At 45.5% G+C, this 22579-nt stretch carries 18 protein-coding genes; 9 read left to right on the top strand and 9 right to left on the bottom strand.

Features of this window, described 5'->3' with window-relative positions:
- Positions 1–27 precede the first annotated feature (27 nt).
- Complete coding sequence (gene polA, locus CIK90_RS05630) at positions 28–2793, bottom strand: DNA polymerase I (RefSeq protein ID WP_094464554.1); 2766 nt, start codon at positions 2791–2793, stop codon at positions 28–30.
- Positions 2794–2880: 87 nt separating this feature from the next.
- Between polA and CIK90_RS05625 the strand changes: the two genes are divergently transcribed.
- Positions 2881–3858: a polyprenyl synthetase family protein gene (locus CIK90_RS05625; RefSeq protein ID WP_094464553.1), complete on the top strand. Its 978-nt coding sequence runs from the start codon at positions 2881–2883 to the stop codon at positions 3856–3858.
- On the opposite strand, the gene deoC is transcribed toward CIK90_RS05625, so the two are convergent.
- From deoC to mnmG, 6 genes are all read right to left on the bottom strand, one after another.
- Positions 3855–4766, bottom strand: a complete 912-nt coding sequence (gene deoC / locus CIK90_RS05620) for a deoxyribose-phosphate aldolase (protein ID WP_094440107.1) — start codon at positions 4764–4766, stop codon at positions 3855–3857. The two genes, CIK90_RS05625 and deoC, sit on opposite strands and share 4 nt — an antisense overlap.
- An 82-nt stretch (positions 4767–4848) precedes the next feature.
- A complete protein-coding gene (locus tag CIK90_RS05615) occupies positions 4849–5172 on the bottom strand; it encodes a nucleotide pyrophosphohydrolase (protein WP_094389982.1) in 324 nt (107 codons plus the stop codon).
- Between the two features lie 351 nt (positions 5173–5523).
- Positions 5524–5976, bottom strand: a complete 453-nt coding sequence (gene dtd, locus CIK90_RS05605) for a D-aminoacyl-tRNA deacylase (RefSeq protein ID WP_094434852.1) — start codon at positions 5974–5976, stop codon at positions 5524–5526.
- A gap of 388 nt (positions 5977–6364) precedes the next feature.
- Positions 6365–8191 carry an excinuclease ABC subunit UvrC gene (gene uvrC, locus CIK90_RS05600; RefSeq protein WP_094440105.1) on the bottom strand — a complete coding sequence of 609 codons (1827 nt, stop codon included), beginning with the start codon at positions 8189–8191 and terminating at the stop codon, positions 6365–6367.
- 42 nt (positions 8192–8233) lie between these two features.
- Positions 8234–8764: an adenine phosphoribosyltransferase gene (locus tag CIK90_RS05595; protein WP_094464551.1), complete on the bottom strand. Its 531-nt coding sequence runs from the start codon at positions 8762–8764 to the stop codon at positions 8234–8236.
- Positions 8765–8808: 44 nt separating this feature from the next.
- Entirely contained in the window at positions 8809–10680 is a 1872-nt protein-coding gene (mnmG, locus tag CIK90_RS05590; protein WP_094464550.1) for a tRNA uridine-5-carboxymethylaminomethyl(34) synthesis enzyme MnmG, read from the bottom strand.
- Between the two features lie 607 nt (positions 10681–11287).
- On the opposite strand from mnmG, the gene CIK90_RS05585 reads away from it, so the two are divergent.
- The 6 genes from CIK90_RS05585 (at position 11288) to CIK90_RS05560 (ending at position 17322) form a co-directional block, all read left to right on the top strand.
- Positions 11288–11965, top strand: a complete 678-nt coding sequence (locus CIK90_RS05585; RefSeq protein WP_094391560.1) for a succinate dehydrogenase/fumarate reductase cytochrome b subunit — start codon at positions 11288–11290, stop codon at positions 11963–11965.
- A gap of 43 nt (positions 11966–12008) precedes the next feature.
- Positions 12009–13988: a fumarate reductase/succinate dehydrogenase flavoprotein subunit gene (locus tag CIK90_RS05580; protein ID WP_094391559.1), complete on the top strand. Its 1980-nt coding sequence runs from the start codon at positions 12009–12011 to the stop codon at positions 13986–13988.
- Between the two features lie 5 nt (positions 13989–13993).
- Positions 13994–14746, top strand: a complete 753-nt coding sequence (locus CIK90_RS05575) for a succinate dehydrogenase/fumarate reductase iron-sulfur subunit (RefSeq protein WP_094391558.1) — start codon at positions 13994–13996, stop codon at positions 14744–14746.
- Between the two features lie 860 nt (positions 14747–15606).
- Positions 15607–16002, top strand: a complete 396-nt coding sequence (locus tag CIK90_RS05570; RefSeq protein ID WP_094391557.1) for a cupin domain-containing protein — start codon at positions 15607–15609, stop codon at positions 16000–16002.
- A 105-nt stretch (positions 16003–16107) separates the two neighbouring features.
- Positions 16108–16446 (top strand): helix-turn-helix domain-containing protein, encoded by a 339-nt coding sequence (locus tag CIK90_RS05565; RefSeq protein WP_254046288.1) that lies wholly within the window; start codon positions 16108–16110, stop codon positions 16444–16446.
- A 399-nt stretch (positions 16447–16845) separates the two neighbouring features.
- Positions 16846–17322 (top strand): HU family DNA-binding protein, encoded by a 477-nt coding sequence (locus CIK90_RS05560; protein ID WP_094391555.1) that lies wholly within the window; start codon positions 16846–16848, stop codon positions 17320–17322.
- Between the two features lie 147 nt (positions 17323–17469).
- Here the strand turns inward: CIK90_RS05560 and xpt are convergent, their stop codons facing one another.
- A complete protein-coding gene (gene xpt, locus CIK90_RS05555) occupies positions 17470–18051 on the bottom strand; it encodes a xanthine phosphoribosyltransferase (protein ID WP_094434844.1) in 582 nt (193 codons plus the stop codon).
- Positions 18052–18178: 127 nt separating this feature from the next.
- Between xpt and CIK90_RS05550 the strand changes: the two genes are divergently transcribed.
- Complete coding sequence (locus CIK90_RS05550) at positions 18179–18751, top strand: GNAT family N-acetyltransferase (protein WP_094464603.1); 573 nt, start codon at positions 18179–18181, stop codon at positions 18749–18751.
- A 222-nt stretch (positions 18752–18973) separates the two neighbouring features.
- Here CIK90_RS05550 and CIK90_RS05545 read toward each other — a convergent pair whose 3' ends face one another.
- Positions 18974–20095, bottom strand: coding sequence for a porin (locus tag CIK90_RS05545; RefSeq protein ID WP_094464549.1), 1122 nt, complete (start codon positions 20093–20095; stop codon positions 18974–18976).
- Between the two features lie 182 nt (positions 20096–20277).
- Here CIK90_RS05545 and CIK90_RS05540 point away from each other — a divergent pair, with 182 nt between their 5' ends.
- Positions 20278–22548: an inorganic phosphate transporter gene (locus tag CIK90_RS05540; protein ID WP_094464548.1), complete on the top strand. Its 2271-nt coding sequence runs from the start codon at positions 20278–20280 to the stop codon at positions 22546–22548.
- Positions 22549–22579: the final 31 nt, after the last annotated feature.

The following is a 22579-nucleotide window of genomic DNA, read 5'->3' as shown; positions in this document are numbered from 1 at the left end:
AGAGTTCTATTGATTCTTGCCTGATGTTTAGTGGGCCTCAAGCCAGTTGGCTCCCCAACCGCTGTCGGCTACCAATGGAACATGGAGTTTGATGGCTCCTTGCATCTCTTCGAGTACGATGCGCTCCACTTGCGCACGCTCTTCAGGATAGACAGAGAAGTTGAGTTCGTCGTGTACCTGGAGAATCATCTTGCTGCGGATGCCTTCCTGTTGGAAACGTTGGAAGATGCGTATCATTGCTACCTTAATGATGTCGGCTGCAGTTCCCTGAATAGGAGCGTTGATGGCATTGCGCTCGGCAAATCCGCGCACCACGGCATTGGCACTATTGATGTCGGGCAAATAGCGGCGACGGCCAAACAGGGTAGTGACATAACCTTGTTCGTGAGCCAGCGCTTTGGCCTTCTCCATATAGTCATGCACTTGTGGGAAAGTATCAAAGTATCCGTCTATCAGTTGTTTAGCCTCACTACGGTCGATGTCAAGACGCTCGGCAAGACCAAACACGGTGATGCCGTAGATAATTCCGAAATTGGCGCGCTTAGACTTGGAGCGCTCATCGCGAGTAACCTCGTTGATATCTTTTTTATAGATGTTGGCAGCTGTGGCAGCATGCAGGTCCTTGCCTTCGCGGAATACCCGAATCATGTTTTCATCACCACTTAGATGTGCCATGACACGTAGTTCAATCTGACTATAGTCGGCAGAGAAGAAAAGGCATCCAGGTTCGGGGATGAATGCTTTACGGATTTCTTTGCCATCTTCACCTCGCACAGGTATGTTTTGTAAGTTGGGATCGCTTGACGAAAGGCGTCCGGTGGCTGTGATTGTCTGGTTGAATGAGGTGTGGATGTGGCCGGTACGGGGATTGATGAGTCGGGGGAGTGCATCGATATAGGTGCCCAAGAGTTTCTTCAATCCACGATGTTGCAGAATCTTATCTACTATCTCGTGTTTGTGGCGTAACTGTTGGAGCACTTCTTCACTTGTGACATACTGTCCGGTCTTGGTTTTCTTGGGTTTTTCAACAATCTTCAGTTTACCAAACAGCACATCGCCAACTTGTTTGGGGGAGGCAATGTTGAATGTTTCGCCTGCCAAGGTATAGATCTCTTGTTCTATAGTGTTTATGCGTTCGGTAAGTTGTAATGAGGTATCAGCCAATGATGACGCATCAATACATACACCATTCATTTCCATTTCTGCCAATACAGGCATCAATGGCATCTCGATATCGTAGAACAGGCGGTCAGCACCATATTCTTTGAGTTGTGGCTCAAGATGGTTTTTCAGTTGAAGAGTAATGTCTGCGTCCTCGGCAGCATATTCATAGACCTGTTCGGGAGTGAGGTCGCGCATCGAACGTTGCTTTTTTCCTTTCGGTCCTATCAGTTCGTCGATGTGGATGGTTTGGTAGTGGAGATATGCTTCTGCCATGTAGTCCATGTTGTGGTGCAGTTCGGGTTGGAGAAGATAATGGGCTATCATGGTGTCGAACATCGGACCTTGCAGATGAATGTCATAGTTGCGCAACACTTCCAAATCGTATTTTAGATTTTGTCCAACCTTTACTATTTTGTCGCTCTCATAGATCGGGCGGATAATTTCAACTACTTTTTGTGCTTCGGCTCTATCTGCTGGCACTGGTACGTAATACGCTTCGTGTTCCTTTGTCGCAAAGCTCAAACCTACGAGTTCTGCGTCTATTGCGGTTGTCGAAGTGGTCTCTGTGTCTAGACTGATAATTTTAACTGTCCTAAAATAGTCACAAATGCGTTGCATTTCTTCCTCATTATCAACAAGATGATATTTGTGAGGAGTGGTTTTTAAGCTCTCAAAACTCGAAAATTTTGAGCTTTCCGCACTCTCGGGCGCAAATTCTGCAAAGAGAGAGAGCTGAGGATTAGCAGATGTTTGAGTATTTTTAGATTTTTTAAGAATCTTGTTGGCAAGGCTCTTAAACTCTAATTCTTCGAGTAAACGACCCAGTTCTTCCTCATTGGGGTGACTCACCTTCAATTCGTCGAGGTTGAGTTCGACGGGAACATCGGTTTTGATTGTGGCGAGGAAAAGTGATAGGCGGATGTCATCGACGTGGGTTTCGACTTTTGTCTTCAATGCACCTTTCAGTTCTGAGGTATGGGCAAGGAGCTGGTCGATGTTTCCAAATTGGCCGATGAGTTTGGCTGCTGTCTTTTCTCCAACACCTGGGCAACCTGGAAAGTTGTCGGCTGCATCGCCCATTAAGGCGAGCAAGTCGATGACAGCAGTAGGCGAGGGGATGTTGTATTTGGCTTTCACTTCTTCTGGTCCAATTACTTCATAACCACCGCCATGTCGCGGACGATAGATGTGCACGTGTTCTGTCACCAATTGGCCATAGTCCTTATCGGGCGTGAGCATATAGGTGTCAACACCCAACTCGCCTGCCTTTGTGGCCAAAGTACCTATCACATCATCAGCTTCATAGCCATCAACTTCAAGGATGGATATGTTCCATGCGCGCAAGAGGTCTTTGATGATGGGAACAGACTTGCGGATGTCTTCTGGAGTTGCCTCACGTTGTGCTTTGTATTCTGGGAATGCTTCGCTGCGAAATGTGGGTCCATGAGGGTCAAATGCCACGCCAATGTGTGTGGGTTGCTCTTTCGTAAGTACTTCCTGGAGGGTGTTTACAAACCCTACGATTGCTGAAGTATTCAGCCCCTTGGAATTGATACGCGGGTTCTTGATAAAGGCGTAATATGAACGGTATATCAGTGCGTAAGCGTCTAAAAGGAATAGTTTATTCATAACATTTTCTATTTTCTGCGTAAAATTACTAAATAATTTCTCATTACTGCGAGATTTTCACTATTTTTGCATTAAATTTCTGCGATTATGGATCATTTATCACTTATTAAGCACCCAATAGAGAAGGAACTCAACGATTTTATTGAGTTGATGAATAGTAATCTCAAACATGATGAAGCTTTGCTTTCTCAAGTGTTGGATCACATCAGACAACGAGGTGGAAAACGTATGAGACCTATGTTGACTTTACTCGTAGCGAAGAACTATGGGCAGGTATCGTTAGAGACCCAGCATGCTGCTGTAGGTCTTGAGCTACTGCATACTGCTTCTCTTGTGCATGATGATGTGGTGGATGAAAGTGATGAACGACGCGGACAGGCATCGGTTAATGCTACTTATAATAATAAGGTAGCTGTACTTGTGGGTGATTTTATACTTTCTACTGCGTTGCTCAATGTTGCTAAAACAGGTAATAAACGTATTGTGCAGAACCTCTCTGAACTCGGACGGACACTTGCTGCAGGTGAAATACTTCAACTGTCGAGCATTCAAAATCAGGAGATTAGCGAGGAAGTTTATTATCAGGTTATCAAACAGAAAACGGCTGCGCTCTTTGAAGCATGTTGCGTAATCGGTGCCTTATCTACTGGTGCATCCGATGAAGAAATAGAAAAAGCTGGCGAATTTGGACAGACTTTAGGTGTTATGTTCCAAATCAGAGATGATATATTTGATTATTATGATTCTAAAGAAATTGGCAAGCCCACAGGAAACGATATGATGGAAGGTAAGCTAACGCTTCCTGTAATATATGCACTTAATCATACGCCAATGGAGTCGATGCTGACTTTGGCACGTAAAGTAAAAGAAGGCACAGTCAATAAGGATGAAATTGCGGTACTGGTAGAGTTTGCGAAGAATAACGGCGGTATTGAATATGCTGAACAAAAGATGTTGGAAATGAGTAAGATATGTATGTCTTACATCAACAATAGCGTAAATGAAAAGGCAGTCAAGGATGCCTTGACTGCCTATGTTGACTACGTGATAGAGCGTCGCCTTTAGAAGAACTTGGTCTCATGACCTACCACCTCGCTCAAAAGCAGGTTGGCAAGGCGTGATGTGCCCATACGGAACCATTGGTTGGTGAGCCATTTTTCACCCAAAACTTCCTTGACTATAGTGTACATCGTGATGGCGTCCATGACGGTATTGAGACCACCAGCAGGCTTGAAACCTATCTGGATGCCTGTCTTATCATAATATTCCTTGATAGCTTGGCACATGACATAAGCAGCTTCCGGGGTTGCAGCGGGTTCTAACTTTCCTGTTGAGGTCTTGATATAATCTGCTCCTGCATACATAGAAAGGATAGAGGCCTTCTTAATATTGGCTGCTGTTTTCAAGCATCCAGTTTCAAGAATTACCTTCATCTTCTTCTCTCCACATACATTCTTCAGTTCGGAGATTTCATCTGCCACTTCTTCATAGTTGCCACTTAGGAATTTTCCTACTGGCATGACAATATCTATCTCTGTTGCACCATCCTTTATTGCAAGGGCAGTCTCTGCTACCTTTACCTCGATAAGTGCCTGTGATGAGGGAAAACTGCCGCTCACGCAGGCAATCTCTACTCCATCAACTTCAAGTGTTTCGCTAACTGTTTTAGCAAAACAAGGATAGACACAAATAGTGGCTACATGGGGTAGTTCTGGATATTGCTCGTCAAACTGGTTGACGCGCTCGGTAAATGCAAGTACGCTATCCTCTGAATCGGTGGTCTTCAACGTTGTAAGTTCAACACTACCCATGAGGAATTTTTTCACCTCAAGGTTGTCGTTTTCATGAACTTTCTCTGCGATTATCTTGCGGACTGCGTCACGCACTTCTTCGTCGGATACTTCACAATTGTAGAGACTCAAAGCTTTTTCGTACTTGTTCTCGTCTTGTTGGTTGTTCAGTTTCTCTGCCATAATGTTCTTTTTTTATTGTTGTTTTTTTATTTGTAAATGAAATATTGCCCCTTGGGAGGGGTGGGGCAATGACTTTTAGTTATTACTTCAACTTTGGATTGTTGATGTGGCGTGTGGCGTCGCGTTGTGTTTTCTTTGCAAGGTTACGTGCCAAAGCTTCTGTAAGGTCCACACCTGTTTGGTTGGCAAGGCACAGTAACACCCATAACACATCGGCCATCTCGTCGCTAAGGTCACACTTTTCACCTTCTTTGAAACTCTGATCGCCATATTTCCTGGCTATGATACGAGCCAGCTCACCTACCTCTTCTGTTAGGCAAGCCATATTGGTAAGTTCGGAGAAATAACGTACTCCGTATTCTTTGATCCAATTGTCAACTGTTTCTTGAGCTTCTTTTATAGTCATTATTTAGAAGTATTTACATGTTCAAAGATAGTTCTGCCTGTTCTTCAAATATTGTATAGATAAGCAAGATGATGAGTACTATTATTGCGCAAATTCGAAATATAATCCCAAATTTTTTAGATGTTTCTGCTTGACGAAAAGGGTGGGGGAAATCTATGTATGTGTTGATGCTAAAGCCTAACACAATCAATAGCCCTCCTATTAAACCATACCATGGGTTGTATGTATCCCATAATTTTCGTGTGAAGATCATCACTAAGCCCACTATGTTTAAGATATAGGCTATAGTTGACCACTTTTCTTCGGTTAAAAACCTTTTAATCATCAAGCTTATCTGTTTCTATTTGTTAGCTATTCCTTGTTTTTAGTGTCCATGCAGATGGTAACAGGACCATCGTTCAAGAGTTCCACTTTCATGTCTGCCCCAAATTCTCCTGTGCCAACAGGCTTGTTCATCGCTTCACTTAACTTACTGCAAAATTCCTCGTATAGAGGTATGGAAATCTCGTGACTGGCTGCACGAAACCACGATGGCCGGTTGCCTTTCTTATAGCTTGCATATAGTGTAAACTGGCTTACTACGAGTGCTTCACCATCTTCTTCCATAATAGAACGATTCATCACTCCGTTTTCATCTTCAAAGACTCTTAGGCCTACTATCTTTTTTACCAGCCATTCCACGTCTTCAGAAGTATCTTCTTCACACACTCCTAATAGGATAAGATAACCTTTACCAATTTTGGAATGTAACGTGCCTTCTATTGTTACGCTGGCATGCTGTACGCGTTGTATTACTACTCTCATGCTACAAAGGTACGATTAAGTGAGCGAAATACAAAAGAAAATCCCATTTTCTTTTTTATTTCCGAATGTTTGTATCTAAGCGCTGTAGTCCCAGAGGTACGATTAAGTGAGCGATATATCAAGTAAGCGTTGTCTTACTCCTTACTATTATAATAAAGGTTTTTAAAATGATAGGTTTGTTTAACTATTACTTTGGTTGTTTTTTTTTGTTAATGAATATGCTTTTTTTTCTATCTAAAGCCGTTTGATTAGTATTGTGGATAAACTCTCTATATATGTTGCTCGTTGTCTCTGAGCGGCAAATTAAAGCGTTTTTCGGGCATGTTTCTTTGCTGGTTTAACTTATGCTGCATGGTTATTGACTCAGACCGATCTTTTTGTGCATGCTTTATGGTTTGTTGAAATGCTCAAAGATAATATTTGCTTTGGCTTCGCCCACAATCTTATTTAGGGTATTTAAGTCTGCTTCGCGAATACGTTTTACGCTTTTTAGAGCCTTCAAGAGACTGTCTCGCGTTTTAGGACCAATACCTTTAATATCGTCAAGTTCGCTGTGGAGTTGGTGCTTGGAACGCTTGTCGCGGTGGAATGTAATGGCAAAACGGTGCACTTCATCTTGTATTTGAGTGAAAAGTCGGAACAGTTCTGAGTCTGTCTTCATTCCAATTACCCTTGGTGGAAATCCGTAGAGCAGTTCATTAGTTCTGTGACGGTCATCTTTTGCCAATCCTGCGATAGGAATGTCTAGTTTCAATTCATCTTGAATGACTTCGCGAATAACCTCCATCTGCCCCTTTCCACCATCGGCAATAATGAGATCAGGTAGAGGTTGTTGTTCGTCTATCAGACGACGATAACGCCTACCAACTACTTCCTTCATGCTTGCGTAGTCATCTGCACCAACCACAGTCTTTATATTATACTTACGATAGTCTTGTTTTGAAGGTTTTGCCTTCTTGAAAACGACGCATGCAGCCACGGCGTCTGTACCGCTAATATTGGAGTTGTCGAAACATTCTATCTGATATGGAAGTTTAGGCAAATGGAGTGCGTCCTGTATTTCTTTCATCAGTCGTACTGATTTTTGTTCAGGATTTAACTTTTCTGCTTGCTTTAGTCGGTCAAATTTATACTGTTTCCCGTTCATAAGGGAAAGATCGAGAAGCGTTTTCTTGTCGCCGCGTTGTGGCACAGTAATGGTTACTCCCTCCAGATTGCAGTTTATTTCCTGTGGTAGTATAATCTCCCGCGCATTGCTTTGAAAGCGTTCACGCATCTCTACAATCGCCAATTGAAGCAATTCTTCATCGCTTTCATCCAAGCGCTTCTTATATTCAAATGTGAAGCTCTGGTTGATTGCGCCATTCGCTACATGGATATAGTTGACGAAAGCAATTTTTTCGTCATTAGTAATCGTAAGTACATCAACATTATTAATCGTATGGCTTACTACTTCGCTCTTCGAAACAAATTGGTCGATGAGCAAATATCGACGTTTCACTTCTTCTGCCTCTTCAAACCGTAATTCCTCCGCCAAAGCCATCATTTCGTCTTTCATGGCGCGTAAAACCTCACGCGTGTTGCCTTTTAGAATCTCGCGGGCCTGTTCGATGTTACGTTGATAGTCTTCCATACTCTGTTTGCCAATGCATGGCGCACCGCAATTCTTCATGTGGTATTCCAGGCAAACCTGATATTTACGTTGCTCTACGCCATCCCAGGTGATGGGAAAACGGCAACTGCGGGGATGATAGAGCTTTTTGATAAGATCCAACACGGCATTCATCGAAGCCACATGAGAATATGGCCCATAATACGTTCCCCATTTCTTATTGATAGTACGCGTGCTGAAAATACGAGGAAGATACTCTTTGGTGATGCAAATGCTGGGGTAGGTCTTGCCGTCTTTAAGTAGTACGTTGTATCGAGGGTTATACTTCTTAATGAGCGAATTTTCCAATAATAGCGCGTCCTCTTCGGTATTTACTACCGTATAGCTTATATCGTGAATCTTCGATACAAGTACTTTTGTCTTGAAACGATCTACTTCTGTGTGAAAATAGGACGAGACGCGCGATTTTAAGCGTTTGGCTTTGCCTACATATATTATAGTGCCATTTTCGTCGTAGTACTGATAGCTGCCCGGTTTCTCTGGCATATTCAGCACAATAGATTTTAGTCTTGCAATGCGCGCCTCGTTCTCTTCTTTAGTCATGTTGCTGTTGTTTCACGTGAAACAGGGGTGTATGAGAATGATTTAAATAACCATCAAGGTTGTTACTTCTACGTCCTTTTCAAGGCAATCGCGTCCGTGCAGTCCTTCGTCGGTTATTTCGATGATAAAGTTCATATATACTTTCTTGGGATGGAAGTGGTTCACGAGTTTCAAAGTTGCCTTTGCGGTTCCACCGGTGGCAAGTAGATCGTCGTGGATAAGAACTACGTCGTTTTCATCGATAGAGTCGATGTGCATTTCAACGGTGTCTACTCCGTACTCTTTAGAAAAAGACTCTTTGATAACCGTAGCGGGGAGTTTTCCAGGTTTTCTTGCCAATACAACACCTGCGCCGAGTTTAGTAGCGAGGGCAGCGGCCATGACAAAACCGCGGCTTTCGATGCCTACAATTTTGGTGATTCCCTTCTCTTTGTATAGTTCATACATTTCATCGACCATAATCTTCATGCACTCTGGATTCTTATAGAGTGTTGTTATGTCGCGGAAATTAATGCCTTTCTTCGGAAAATCCGGAATGCATCGAAGATTTTCCAATAATACTGGGTTGTTCATAATCGTGTAATTTATTTAATATTGTTGTTGTTTCACGTGAAACTTTATCTTCCTAACAGCACGAGTAACACGTTGATATCGCTGGGGGATACGCCAGGTATGCGACTTGCTTGCGCGAGTGTTTCGGGGTTTATTGCAGTTAGTTTCTGTCTTGCCTCTGTGCTTAATTGCTGAAGCTCGTTATAATTGAAGTGGTCTTTGATGCGGATATTCTCCAAACGGTGCATTTTGTCGGCTACGATACGCTCGCGCTCGATGTAACCTTTATATTTGATATGTACCTCGGCAGCCTCTTTGATTTCCTCTCTGCGGTTTGGTAAGCGGTCGAGTTGCTCTTTCAGTTCGGGAATGACCTCCTCAAGTTTGTCGATGTTGAGTTCGGGTCGTGTGATCAAGTCTTCAAGTTTGCAACCATAGACGAGTGGAGTAGAACCCATTGCCTCCAGCGCTCCGTTGATGAGACGGGGTTTAATGGGGAATGTTTGGCAGAATCTTTCGATTTCTTCGATGCATTGTTTCTTCTCCATCCACCAGTTGAATCGGTCTGTTTTAGCCACGCCGAGTTGGTAAGCCTTCTCGGTGAGGCGTGCGTCTGCATCATCTTGTCGGAGCAGAATGCGGTATTCTGCTCTTGAAGTGAACATGCGGTAGGGTTCGTCGACACCTTTTGTGACGAGGTCGTCGATGAGTACGCCGATATAAGCTTCGTCGCGATGCAGAACGAGCGGTTCGCCTCCTGTGCAGCATATAGCGGCGTTGATTCCGGCAATGGTACCTTGTCCGCCAGCCTCCTCGTATCCTGTTGTTCCGTTCACCTGTCCTGCCATGAACAGTCCAGATATGATTTTCGATTCCAACGAATGTTTCAGTTGGGTTGGGTCGAAGAAGTCGTATTCGATGGCGTAACCAGGTCGATAGACTTTGATGTTACGGAAAGCAGGAATTTGTCGCAAGGCTTCTATTTGTACCTCCATCGGGAGTGATGATGAAAAGCCGTTCAGATACATTTCGTTGGTGTCGGTTCCTTCTGGTTCGAGGAACAGCGGGTGCTGTTCGCGGTCTGCAAACGTCACGAGCTTGGTTTCTATCGAAGGGCAGTAGCGTGGACCTATGGATTGAATCTGTCCATTATAAAGAGGAGAGTCTTTAAGTCCAAAGCGCAGAATCTCGTGCACCTTAGCATTTGTGTTGCAAGTCCAACAGGTCAGTTGAGGTAACACTCTGTGTTTGCCCATATAGGAAAATTGGTGAAAATCGTGTTCTCCTTCTTGAACTACCATCTCGTTGAAATCTACCGAACGGCGGTCTATGCGCACAGGAGTTCCCGTTTTCATGCGTTCTGAACGAATTCCGTGTCGGGTAATACTTTCGGTAAAGTGGGGAACTGCCGGTTCTGCGATACGTCCACCCGGCACCATGGTACGTCCGATGTGCATCAGTCCGTTGAGGAAAGTGCCCGCTGTGATGATGATCGCTTTGGCACGCAGTTCCACACCCCATATTGTTTTCACACCTACGGCACATTTGTTCTCCACCAAGAGTTCGTCTGCTTGGTCTTGCCAAATATCGAGATTATCGGTTTTGTCGAGTATGGTTCTCCATTCCCAAATGAATTTTCCTCGGTCGCATTGTGCTCGTGGACTCCACATGGCAGGTCCTTTGCTTCTGTTGAGCATACGAAACTGAATGGCAGTAGCGTCTGTCACGAGACCCATCTGTCCGCCGAGCGCGTCTATTTCTCGCACGATTTGTCCTTTGGCAATGCCTCCCACAGCCGGGTTGCACGACATTTGTGCTATTTTGTTCATATCCATGGTGACGAGACAAGTCTTTGCTCCCATGTTTGCCGAAGCGCATGCTGCCTCGCATCCAGCGTGTCCGCCTCCTATCACCAGTACGTCGTAATGAAGAATCATAGATGATTGATGTTTTATTATTCCGTGTGCAAAATTACAAAAAAAGTTTTCAAGTAGTGTACTAAAGTATTAAAAAAGCATATTATGCAGTCTGATACGATTGGTTTCTGTATTGTAGTAAGAGGCTGAAGCGGTGGTTTGTGGAGCAGGCGATAGGTTTGATAGATTGTGTGACCCACTATGCAGGTAGGTTGTTACTCCCAATATTTTCCCATTGTTGTCCGCAAGATCATGGGACTTAGTTGGGACTTAGTTGGGACTTACAGCAGAATTATTTGAGGCTTTTCACATATTTGCATCAGACTAACCGCGTATGGCTTATGATAACATCCCGAATGCATCCCGAATGCATCCCGAAGGTAAACGAAACGATAGAATTATTCAAAAATACAAAGTGAAATAGCGCGCATCAATACATAGTATAATATATAATATTGTGATGATTTTAACGAAAACGTTTGCGTGGTTCATTGTTTTTTAGTAATTTTGTCGGCAGAAAGCGCAAAAGCTTACTTATTAGTGGGTATTGTGCGAATATGCCGTGAGGCAAAGTTCCTTTGTATAAACAACAAAATTAAATATTTAATTAATTAAATTTCAACATTTTATGTGGTTAATCAATTCATCAATTGGTCGTAAGGTTGTGATGTCCGTAACGGGTATCGCGCTGATCCTGTTCCTGACATTCCACGGATGCATGAACATTGTTGCGCTGTTCTCTGGCGAGGCTTACAACTGGATTTGTGAAGCTCTTGGTGCCAACTGGTATGCTGTAGTAGCTACCTTGGGATTGGCTGCCTTGGCAGTAATTCACATTGTTTATGCATTCATTCTGACCGCACAGAACCGTTCTGCCCGTGGTTCGGAGCGTTATGCTGAGACAGAAAAGCCCGCAAAGGTAGAATGGGCTTCTCAGAACATGCTCGTTCTGGGAATCGTCGTTGTACTGGGTCTGCTGCTCCACTTGTTCAACTTCTGGTACAACATGATGTTTGCCGAGCTTATCGGTACCACCATGGGTCATCTGCCTTCAGATGGTTTCGCCTTTATCATCGACACGTTCCAGAACCCAGTCTATGTAGTGCTCTACATCGTTTGGTTGGTAGCTCTGTGGTTCCACCTGACCCACGGATTCTGGTCAGCCATGCAGACTATCGGTATCAGCGGCAAACTTTGGTTCAACCGTTGGCGCGTTATCGGCAACATCTATGTGACTCTGCTCATCCTTGCTTTCATAGCAGTAGTAGTAGCTTTCGCTGCTGGACTTGCTCCCAGCCTGTGGTAGTATAGAGCAGGATTAATGTCAAATCTTTAATTACTTTTGAATTATGGCAAAACAAATAGATTCGAAAATCCCTGCCGGACCAGTAGCCGACAAATGGAAAGAGTATAAGGCTCATCAGCGTCTGGTCAACCCAAAGAATAAACTGAAACTCGACGTCATCGTGGTTGGTACCGGTCTTGCCGGTGCTTCTGCCGCAGCCTCTTTGGGTGAGATGGGTTTCAATGTTATCAACCTCTGCATTCAGGATTCTCCCCGTCGTGCACACTCTATCGCAGCACAGGGCGGTATCAATGCAGCCAAATGTTATCAGAACGACGGCGACTCAGTATATCGTCTGTTCTACGACACCGTAAAGGGCGGTGACTACCGTGCCCGCGAAGCCAACGTATATCGTCTGGCAGAGGTGTCAAACAATATCATCGACCAGTGTGTAGCTCAGGGCGTACCTTTCGCACGTGAGTACGGCGGCATGCTCGCCAACCGTTCGTTCGGTGGTGCACAGGTATCACGTACATTCTATGCAAAGGGTCAGACCGGTCAGCAGCTTCTGCTCGGTGCCTACAGCTCACTCTCTTGCCAAGTACAAGCTGGTAAGGTGAAACTCTACACCCGCTATGAAATGGAAGACGTAGTAATCGTTGACGGACGTGCACGCGGTATCATCGCCAAGAACCTTGTGACCGGCGAACTCGAGCGCTTCACCGCCAATGCCGTAGTAATCGCTACTGGTGGATACGGAAACACCTACTTCCTTTCTACCAATGCTATGGGATGTAACTGCACCGCAGCAGTACAGTGCTACCGCAAGGGCGCATACTTCGCAAACCCCTCTTACGTACAGATTCACCCCACCTGTATCCCCGTACACGGCGACAAGCAGTCTAAGTTGACCCTGATGTCAGAGTCACTCCGTAACGATGGACGTATCTGGGTTCCTAAGAAACTTGAAGACGCTAAAGCCCTTCAGGCTGGCACCAAGCAGGGATGGGAAATTCCAGAGGAAGACCGCGACTACTATCTTGAGCGTCGCTATCCAGCCTTCGGTAACCTCGTACCCCGTGACGTAGCCTCACGTGCAGCAAAGGAGCGTTGCGACAAGGGCTACGGTGTAAACAATACCGGACTTGCCGTATTCCTTGACTTCTCTGAGTCTATCAACCGTCTCGGCCTCGACGTTATCATGCAGCGTTATGGCAACCTCTTCGATATGTATGAGGAAATCACCGACGTATTCCCTGGCGATGTAGCCAACGAAATCAACGGTGTGAAGTACTACAAGCCCATGATGATTTATCCCGCCATCCACTATACCATGGGTGGTATCTGGGTTGACTACGAGCTGCAGACCACCATCCCCGGTCTGTTCGCCATTGGTGAGTGTAACTTCTCTGACCACGGTGCAAACCGCCTCGGTGCTTCGGCATTGATGCAGGGTCTGGCCGACGGATACTTCGTATTGCCTTACACCATCCAGAACTACCTGGCCGACCAGGCTGTATGGGCAAAGGTTCCCACAGATCTTCCCGAATTTGAGGAAGCTGAGAAGGCTGTCAACGCTGAAATCGACCGTCTGCTCAACATCAAGGGTAAGCGCTCAGTTGACTCAATCCATAAAGAACTCGGCCACATCATGTGGGAATATGTAGGTATGGGTCGCACCGCAGAGGGACTGAAGGAAGGTTTGAAGAAGATGCACGAGCTCGAAAAAGAGTTCGACACCAACCTCTTCGTGCCCGGTAAGAAGGAAGGGCTCAATGTCGAACTCGACAAAGCCATCCACCTCCGCGACTTCTTCACCATGGGTGAACTCGTAGCTTTCGACGCTCTTTCACGCAACGAATCTTGCGGTGGACACTTCCGCGAGGAATATCAGACCGAGGAAGGCGAAGCTAAGCGCGACGACGAGAATTACTTCTATGTAGGTTGCTGGGAGTACAAGGGCAAAGGCAACGAACCCGAACTCATCAAAGAGCCACTGGAGTATGAGGCAATCAAGGTACAAACACGTAACTATAAGAACTAAGCATCATGAATATATCATTTACCATCAAGTTCTGGCGTCAGAACGGACCCAAAGACCAGGGCCACTTCGATACTCACGAGATGAAGGACATCCCCGATGACACCTCATTCCTCGAGATGCTGGATATCCTCAATGAGGAACTCATCAACGAAGGCCAGGAGCCTTTCGTATTCGACCACGACTGCCGCGAGGGTATCTGCGGTATGTGCTCGCTCTATATCAACGGTACACCACACGGTAAGACCGAACGTGGCGCCACCACCTGCCAGCTTTACATGCGCCGCTTCAAAGACGGCGACGTTATCACCGTAGAGCCTTGGCGCTCGGCAGCCTTCCCCGTTATCAAAGACTGTATGGTTGACCGTGGAGCCTTCGATAAGATCATGCAGGCAGGTGGATACACCACCGTGCGCACCGGTCAGGCTCAGGATGCCAACGCTATCCTCATCCCGAAGGAAGACGCCGACGAGGCTATGGACTGCGCTTCATGCATCGGTTGTGGTGCTTGCGTAGCCGCTTGTAAGAACGGTTCTGCCATGCTCTTCGTATCATCTAAGGTTAGCCAGCTCGCACTCCTTCCACAAGGTCGCGTAGAGGCTGCACGCCGTGTGAAGAACATGGTTGCCAAGATGGACGAACTCGGATTTGGTAACTGCACCAATACCCGTGCCTGCGAAGCAGTTTGCCCGAAGAACGAGACCATCAGCAACATTGCACGTCTGAATCGTGAGATGATCAAGGCAAAACTTGCCGATTGATCTGATTCATAGATAATTTATCACTTGAACCGTATCAGTCCCTATTGGACATGATACGGTTCATTTCATTTCCCGTCCCTATCTGTTGGTTAGCATAAGCAATAATCCTAAATTCCTCAAATATCATCCCCACCAAGCAGTAGGGTGGTGCAAAGGCGCATACAGAAATGTCGGTTTTCGGTTTTTTCCGACCACTCGACCACACCTATACCATAATTCTTTGGCAATTATATCTTTAATGTTGTGGTCGATGCCCATTTACTCGTGTTTTCGACCACACTTCGACCACACATCCACCACCCGACAATAACTTGTTTATAGCATTAGCGTCCTCTAAACGAACGTTATTTTTCGCTTTCCCAAATCACAGGCAAAAGTATTGCAAAACGTTAGACAAGGATATTGCAAAACGTTGGTCAAAGTCTTATCAAACGTTGACAGAGATCTTGCAACCATTGGATAAAGGTTTTACCAACCGTTGCGCAAAGATCTTATCAACCATTGTGCAATGGTATTGTCACACGTTGCATAAATGGCCTGTGTGGTGTTTTATAGGAAAATGAGGTATTCCCTAAGGATAGTCGTGCTATGCCCGCTTAGCGCGCCTATAAATGCTTTCTATGGGTATTGTAGAGCCGTTGACCATCATCTTCGTAGTAATTACTCCATTGGCTATCACTGTTAGCAAGTTTATATCGCCATTTTGCTATAAGTTAATGTATCATAAATATGTCTTGTGTAACCTGCAGACACTCAACAATAGTTACTTAAAGGTAAGTAACTATCTTCTGATTGCCCTCTTGTGGGAAAGGTAGAAACGTAGTAATTTTGCAGCGTCAAACCAAACAAATACAAAGTATATGAATCAGACAGAATTACAGAAAACAGGCAATGGCTACACCGTAGCTACAGTAGGAAACCTCGCCACCTTTGAAGGTAAGGCCTTTGTGAAAGACATCGTCGGTACTACCGGAATGGAAGTATCGTTTGGAACGCTTGCGCCCGGTCAGGCTATTCCGTTCAATCACTACCACAAACAAAACGAAGAACTCTATATCGTAGTTAGTGGAACAGGTGTATTTACGCTTGATGGCATAGAAGAACCCGTTGCATCTGGCAGTCTGGTGAGAATTGCACCGGCCGTAAGCCGTTGTACCAAGAATACTGGCAACACTCCCTTAGTATATATCTGCATACAAGCCAAAGAAGGTTCTCTTGAACAATATACAGCCACCGATGGTGTAGTAGAAGAATAAGCAAACACACGCAGGATAATTAAAAACCAAGGCGGGGAAGACAATAAACGTGCATCTTCTCCGTTCATGTTTATGGAAGATACTACCACAATGTTTCTAAACGAAATGTTTCCCAATTGCCCCGTGCGCAATATCTTGGCACGTGTAGGTGCAAAATGGTCGTTGATAGTGATGCACGAATTGTTGCAACACCACGAACCTATGCGCTTTTCAGCACTCCAAAAATCCATCCCCGACATATCACAAAAGATGCTTACCACCACGCTGCGTGACCTTGAAGCCGATGGATTCATTATCCGTAAGGTATATCCTGAAGTGCCACCACGCACAGAATATAGCATGACACCACGTGCTTGTTCGTTTATGGAAGCCTGTCGTCCTATGATACAATGGGCCATCGACAATTTCTCCGCCATCATCAAAGACCGTGAAAGCCGCGGTTAGTTCGTCTTTCTTCAGTCGTCACCACTTTCTCTGTTACTACAGCTTTTGTCGTGATGTCACGTATGTCATAGGCATCGTCCCCCTTCATCTTGTTGCCAACATATGTTTTTTCTTTTTCTTCTGCCTATTATTTCCGTTTGTACCATTTTATAAGAGCTATATGAACATAAGAGAATAAGAATTAAAACCGATAGCCTTTTATATTTTATTAAGGTGTAAATGGCACAAAAAATAGGGGTTTATTGATGCAAAATATATGGTATGGCAAAAAAGTGGGTATGTAGTGTGGCTATACAATATTTGCTTTCGCTTGCAAAATGTTGTACCTTTGCAATCGCAAGTCAGACGTCAGACACGCAAGAGAAAAAACACAAGTTTAACCTTTAAAAGAAAAACACTATGAGCATTAATTACGAAGTTTACAAGAACAACAATTCAAAGAACAGCGCCTATGGAAAGTATTTTGGTCGTGTAGTAATCAAGTCTATTGTCGATACCGATACTCTTGCCGACCTCATCCAGCAAAACGTATCAGTCAAGGAGTCGGATGTTTATGCCGTACTGAAGGAGTTGAAGAATGCCGTTCGTCAGTCTTTCGACAACGGAAATGCGGTTCGCATCGAAGGCTTGGGCATCTTCAAGCCCACCATTTCCACTTCCTGTGTGGAAAAGGCAGCCGACTTTTCTGCCACCAACATACGCAAGAAGAAGATCCGTTTCATCCCCGAAACCGTCACCGAGCCCATGTCTCTGACTCGTACTGTTGATGGAAAGGTTGTAACTGTCAATACCCGCGTGCGCATCAAGAAGTTGTTGCAAGGCGTTAAGTTTACTGAGTGTCGCAAGTATGCAGCACCTGAAACCAACAAAGAGTAGGCCTGTTGCACTATCATGAAAGTCAATCGCAAATGATAGAAATCCCCTTCTTATAAGTTCGCCCCATCCGTAATCATGCGGATGGGGCGATTTTTTTTATCTCGTAATCGGACGTTTGACCGAAAGATGGTATTGCTGATTGTTGTTTTAGTCGTTTTTGATGCGTATTTCGCAGTTGTCGAGCGATTCAATAATCGCCATCGACTCAATCTGACTGATACCCTCTTTCTGGAGCAGTTCCCTTCCGTGTTGGAACTCTTTTTCAATGATAAATCCCATGCCCTCTATAGTAGCGCCAGCCTGTCGGCATAGGTCAACCACACCCTTACCAGCATTTCCGTATGCCAAGAAGTCGTCAATGAAGAGCACATGATCTTCCGGACCGAGATATTCCTTGCTGATCACAACGGTATAGTCACGTTGTTTGGTAAACGATGTTACGGTGGTGGAATACATATCGTTCATGGTCGAAGGTTTTTTCTTCTTGACAAACACCACAGGCAGCTCCATCATATATCCCAACATGATAGCCGGCGCAATGCCAGAAGCCTCTATGGTGATAATCTTGTTGACGGGCTTGTGTGCGAAACGTTTGATAAACTCCACAGCAATCTGTTTCATCAGGTAAGGGTCCATCTGATGGTTGATGAACCTATCTACTTTGAGTATGCCTCCTTCGAAGCATCTTCCATCCTTGAGGATGCGGTCGCGTAATACTTTTAATGCCATTTTCTGTTACGTTGTAGTTATTTTGTGCAAAAGTAAGACTATTTTTGCAATTATCCAACGATAGCGGCGGAATGATGGTTGTTTTATAGAAAAAATATGCTATCTTTGTTGCATGAATAACAAAACAATGATAGAAATACGTCCTGCCCGTATTGAGCAGTCGGCAGCCATTGCACGATTGGTGATGATGGCAATGACGGAAGAGTGCTGTCTTCACTTCTGTGGTGAGGGTGCCACGATTGATGATTTTCTCACGATGATGACGTTGCTGGTGGAGCGCGAAGACAGCCAGTATAGTTATTGCAACACGCTGGTGGCTATGGATGGCGATAGTGTGGTAGGTGCGTTAGTGTGTTATGATGGCGGCGAGCTCCGTGAGTTGCGCCAGCAGTTTGTGCGTTATGCCCTTGAATATCTGCATCGGGATCATTCCAATCTCGATGATGAGACGCAGGCAGGCGAACTTTATATCGACAGTTTGGCAGTAGATCCCGTCTATCGTGGTCGTGGCATTGCCACCCATTTGCTCAATGCTTCCTTGGAAAGAGCACGTCAGATGGGCCTTCCTGGTGTTGGTCTGCTTGTAGATAAAGGCAATCCCAATGCCGAACGCCTATATTTATCTTGCGGATTCCGCTATGTTGACGACAACCAATGGGGTGGCCATGCCATGCGCCATTTGGTGCGTCCTGTAGAATGACCTCTCAAACGCCTTTTGGTTAAGCCCCAATCGGTCATTAGACCATCTATATGATTATTGCAGTCTTTTGTTTCTTATGAGGTGATTTTAGTCCGTTTTGTAATTGTCATAGCATGCTATGATTCATTCAAAGCCGAACAATATCCATCTTCCAAAAAATACAAGATCAAGCCAATCATACCAATAGATTTGGGGTAAATACGACTGGTTGGCCGTTGATGATTAGAATTTAATCATCAGTTCGGCCACCAGTTTATCTTGTTCACTCTCTTTGGCAATACCGCCGTTGGGATACCAATACCGCTCGTAGTTGAGGTGAATTTCTGTGGGCAGGTATGGGTTGCGGATGCCGAAGGTCAGTCCCAGTGTCATGCGATGGCGTGCATAGTCGCTGATTTTCAATCGTGTGGTTTCGTTGTTGTCCGCATCGAGTTCAAATCCTTTCTTACCGTCAGCATGGTTGCCCATATAGTCGTAACGAGCCAGATATGATACGCTTTGCATGAACCAGTCCTTGCTTTTTATCGGCATTTTGTAGATGACCATGGCGTTCACGGCGTCACAGTCGTCGAAAGCATCGTGTGCATATTGTTTGTGTAGGTATTCAGCTTCGAGGTGCCATCCGTTAGTTTCGTAGAAAGCGCCGAAGTCAAGCGATGTATATTCAGCTTTTCGGTCGGCAATAGCAGTATGCTGAATGCTAGGCACGATAGCCAGTCCTTCTACTGGAAACCATTGCAGTCGTGCAGAGTAGTTCAAGTCTTTGTTCCATGCAGTCTTTTGGTTGTCGAGGTTGCTACCGTTGAACATTCCCGCATCTGCAATTGCCAGAGTTCGTCCCTCTTTGTTTTTGAAGGTATATCCCAGTTGCAGTCCCACGTCGCGCATATCTCCCACCTGTTTGGCGATGAAGCTACGGTTGGCGAAATACTGGTTGGCAGGATTGCGGTGTGCGTCGATGGTGAAAGGCAAACGCTGTTGTCCGATGCTGACTCGCAGTTGTTTCCATGGCAACAGTCTTACCCATGCGTCCTTCATCTTGATGGATGATTCGTCGCATAGATCGACCTCCAGTTTGTATTCCGACCGTTTCGACAGTTTACCGCTGATACTCATTCGTGCGTTTCTCACCTCAAATCGTCCAGCATTCATCTCCGGTTGATACTCGTATTTACCGCGCAACACACCGTGTAGGTTTACCAAGCTGTCTCGTTGTTGCGCGTGACAGATAGCTGTACCTATAATATATAAGAGTACAACGAGGATTGCCAATCTGATCCATCCCACTATAGTGCGGATGTGATCTGCTTTCTTTTCATCCATAATGTAATAATTGTCTTTCATTTTTTGTTTGTTTTGTTATTCTGCTGCAAAGGTAAAATGACGGTGTTACGGAAAAGTGTCGAACATGTTAAGAACGTGTTACAGTCGAGCGCTGTAACAGAAATGTAACAAGGTTGTCACACGGCTGTAATCTCTGTGACGTAATTTTGCGGCAGAAACCAACAAAATATATCAAATAAAAGATGGAAACAATTTACATCGTAATTGTCGCATTCCTGCTGATACTGGCAGTATTCGACCTTTTCGTCGGAGTCAGCAACGACGCCGTAAACTTTCTGCAGTCTGCCATTGGCGCCAAGGCAGCTCGCTTTCGTACCGTATTGATAGTAGCATCCGTTGGTGTTGCTGTAGGCGCTATGATGTCGGCAGGCATGATGGATGTTGCCCGTCATGGCATCATGCACCCTGTCAACTATTCGTTTCATGAGGTGATGGTGGTGTTTCTTGCCGTGATGGTGACCGATGTCATCATTCTCGACGTGTTCAACACCTTAGGCCTTCCCACCTCAACCACCGTATCTTTGGTATTTGATCTGTTAGGTGGTACCTTCATTCTGGCACTTGTGAAGATGGCAGGCGATCCCACTTTGGCACTTTCCGACCTTCTCAATAGCGACAAAGCCCTATCGGTCATTGTTGCCATCTTTGTCAGTGTAGCCATAGCCTTTGTTTGTGGTGTATTGGTACAATGGCTATCGCGTATCATCTTCACGTTCCGCACCAAGAATCACAAGGTAGCCGAGTCGGTATTTGGAGGTATCTCGTTTGCCATTCTTGCCTACTTTGTGTTTATCAAGGGCTTGTCAAAGTCGCCTGTGTTTGCAACTGATGCCAAAGTGTGGATAGATGCCAATACCACGATGTTGCTGGGCGCTGTCTTTGCCGCCGCCACTTTATTATCCTATCTGTTGTTGCTGATGCGTGTCAGCGTGTTCCGCTTGGTTGTGTTGATGGGCACTTTCGCCCTCGCCATGGCATTTGCCGGCAACGACCTCGTCAACTTTATTGGTGTTCCTCTTGCCGGTTTGTCATCCTATCAAGATTGGGTAAGCCACGGTGCTGGCAATGTTGATACGTTTATGATGGGTTCCTTGATGGAATCCGCCAAGTCTCCGTTCCTTTATCTGATGATAGCCGGTGGTATTATGATTTTTGCCATGGCCACTTCTAAGAAGGCACAGAATGTAGTAAAGACCTCTGTCGATTTGAGTCGTCAGGACGAGAGCGACGAAATGTTTGGTACTTCTCGCGCCGCTCGCAGTATCGTTCGCGCCACACAGGAGTGCGGTCAGTTTCTTGTGCGCTATTTGCCCAAGGGCATGATGCAGCGCATTGACAGCCGTTTCAACAAGGAAGAAGTCGTTTTGAAAGACGGTGCCGCCTTCGATATGGTTCGTGCTGCCGTCAACTTGGTATTGGCTTCAGTACTGATTGTTATCGGAACCAACTTCAAGTTGCCCCTCTCTACTACCTATGTCACTTTCATGGTAGCCATGGGTACCAGTCTTGCCGACCGCGCTTGGAGTCGCGAGAGTGCTGTGTTCCGTGTGACCGGTGTGCTGAGTGTGATTGGTGGATGGTTTGTCACCGCCGGTGTAGCCTTCGCCACCTGTGCTTTAGTCTGCCTGACCATCTATTTTGGAGGTTTCATCGCCATGTTTGCCTTCATGGCACTCGCCGTTTTCCTGCTTATTCGCAGCAATATCCAGTATGCCCGCAAGGCCAAGAAGGCGAGTCCCGAAGATGCTTCGTTCAAGTTGATGATGCGCAGTCGCGATCCAGAGATTGTTTGGGATGTGCTTTGCAAACATGTGAGTCGCACACAGAGCGGCACCTGCGAGTTTGCCCTCGACCAGTATAACGATATTGTGGAGAGTTTCTCCGACCAGAATCTTCGTGGTCTTCGTCGCGTACATCGCGCGCTAAACGATAAATTGGATGAGTTGGCCAAGATACGCCGCCGTGAATTTTTAGCCTTGCGCCGTTCTCCAGCCCAGATTTCTCTTGAGCGCAATACCTGGTTTCACCTTGGATTCAACAGCAACCAGCAGTATATCTACTGTCTGAAACGTATGCTCGATCCCGCTAAGGAGCATGTTGACAACAATTTCACTCCGCTGCCACAGAGCTACCGCGACGAGTTTGAACCCATGCGCCAGCGCATCAACGACTTGATGAAGACCACCGCCCAGATGCTCGACACCCGCCGTTTCGACCGTTACCGCGAGACGATGCTCGAAGCCGACAGTTGCAAAAACACGCTGTCAGTCTATCGTAAGCGCCATATCGACCGCATGCAGCGCTCTGCCAACAGTGCCGAATACAACGTATCGCTCATCTATTTGAACATCCTCCAGGAGAGTCAGGAGCTTCTGAGCATCATGCGTCACCAGTTGCGTGCAGGCAAAAAACTGCTAAAACCCGATGAAGAAGAGGTTTTGGTTGATTTTTAATCATGAAACGTAGCAACATACGCAAAAAATC

Origin of the sequence: Prevotella sp. P5-126, from assembly GCF_002251185.1 — a bacterium.
Classification (GTDB): domain Bacteria; phylum Bacteroidota; class Bacteroidia; order Bacteroidales; family Bacteroidaceae; genus Prevotella.
The sequence above is the reverse complement of the archived record's forward strand: the minus strand, read 5'-3'. Positions and strand labels throughout refer to the sequence as shown.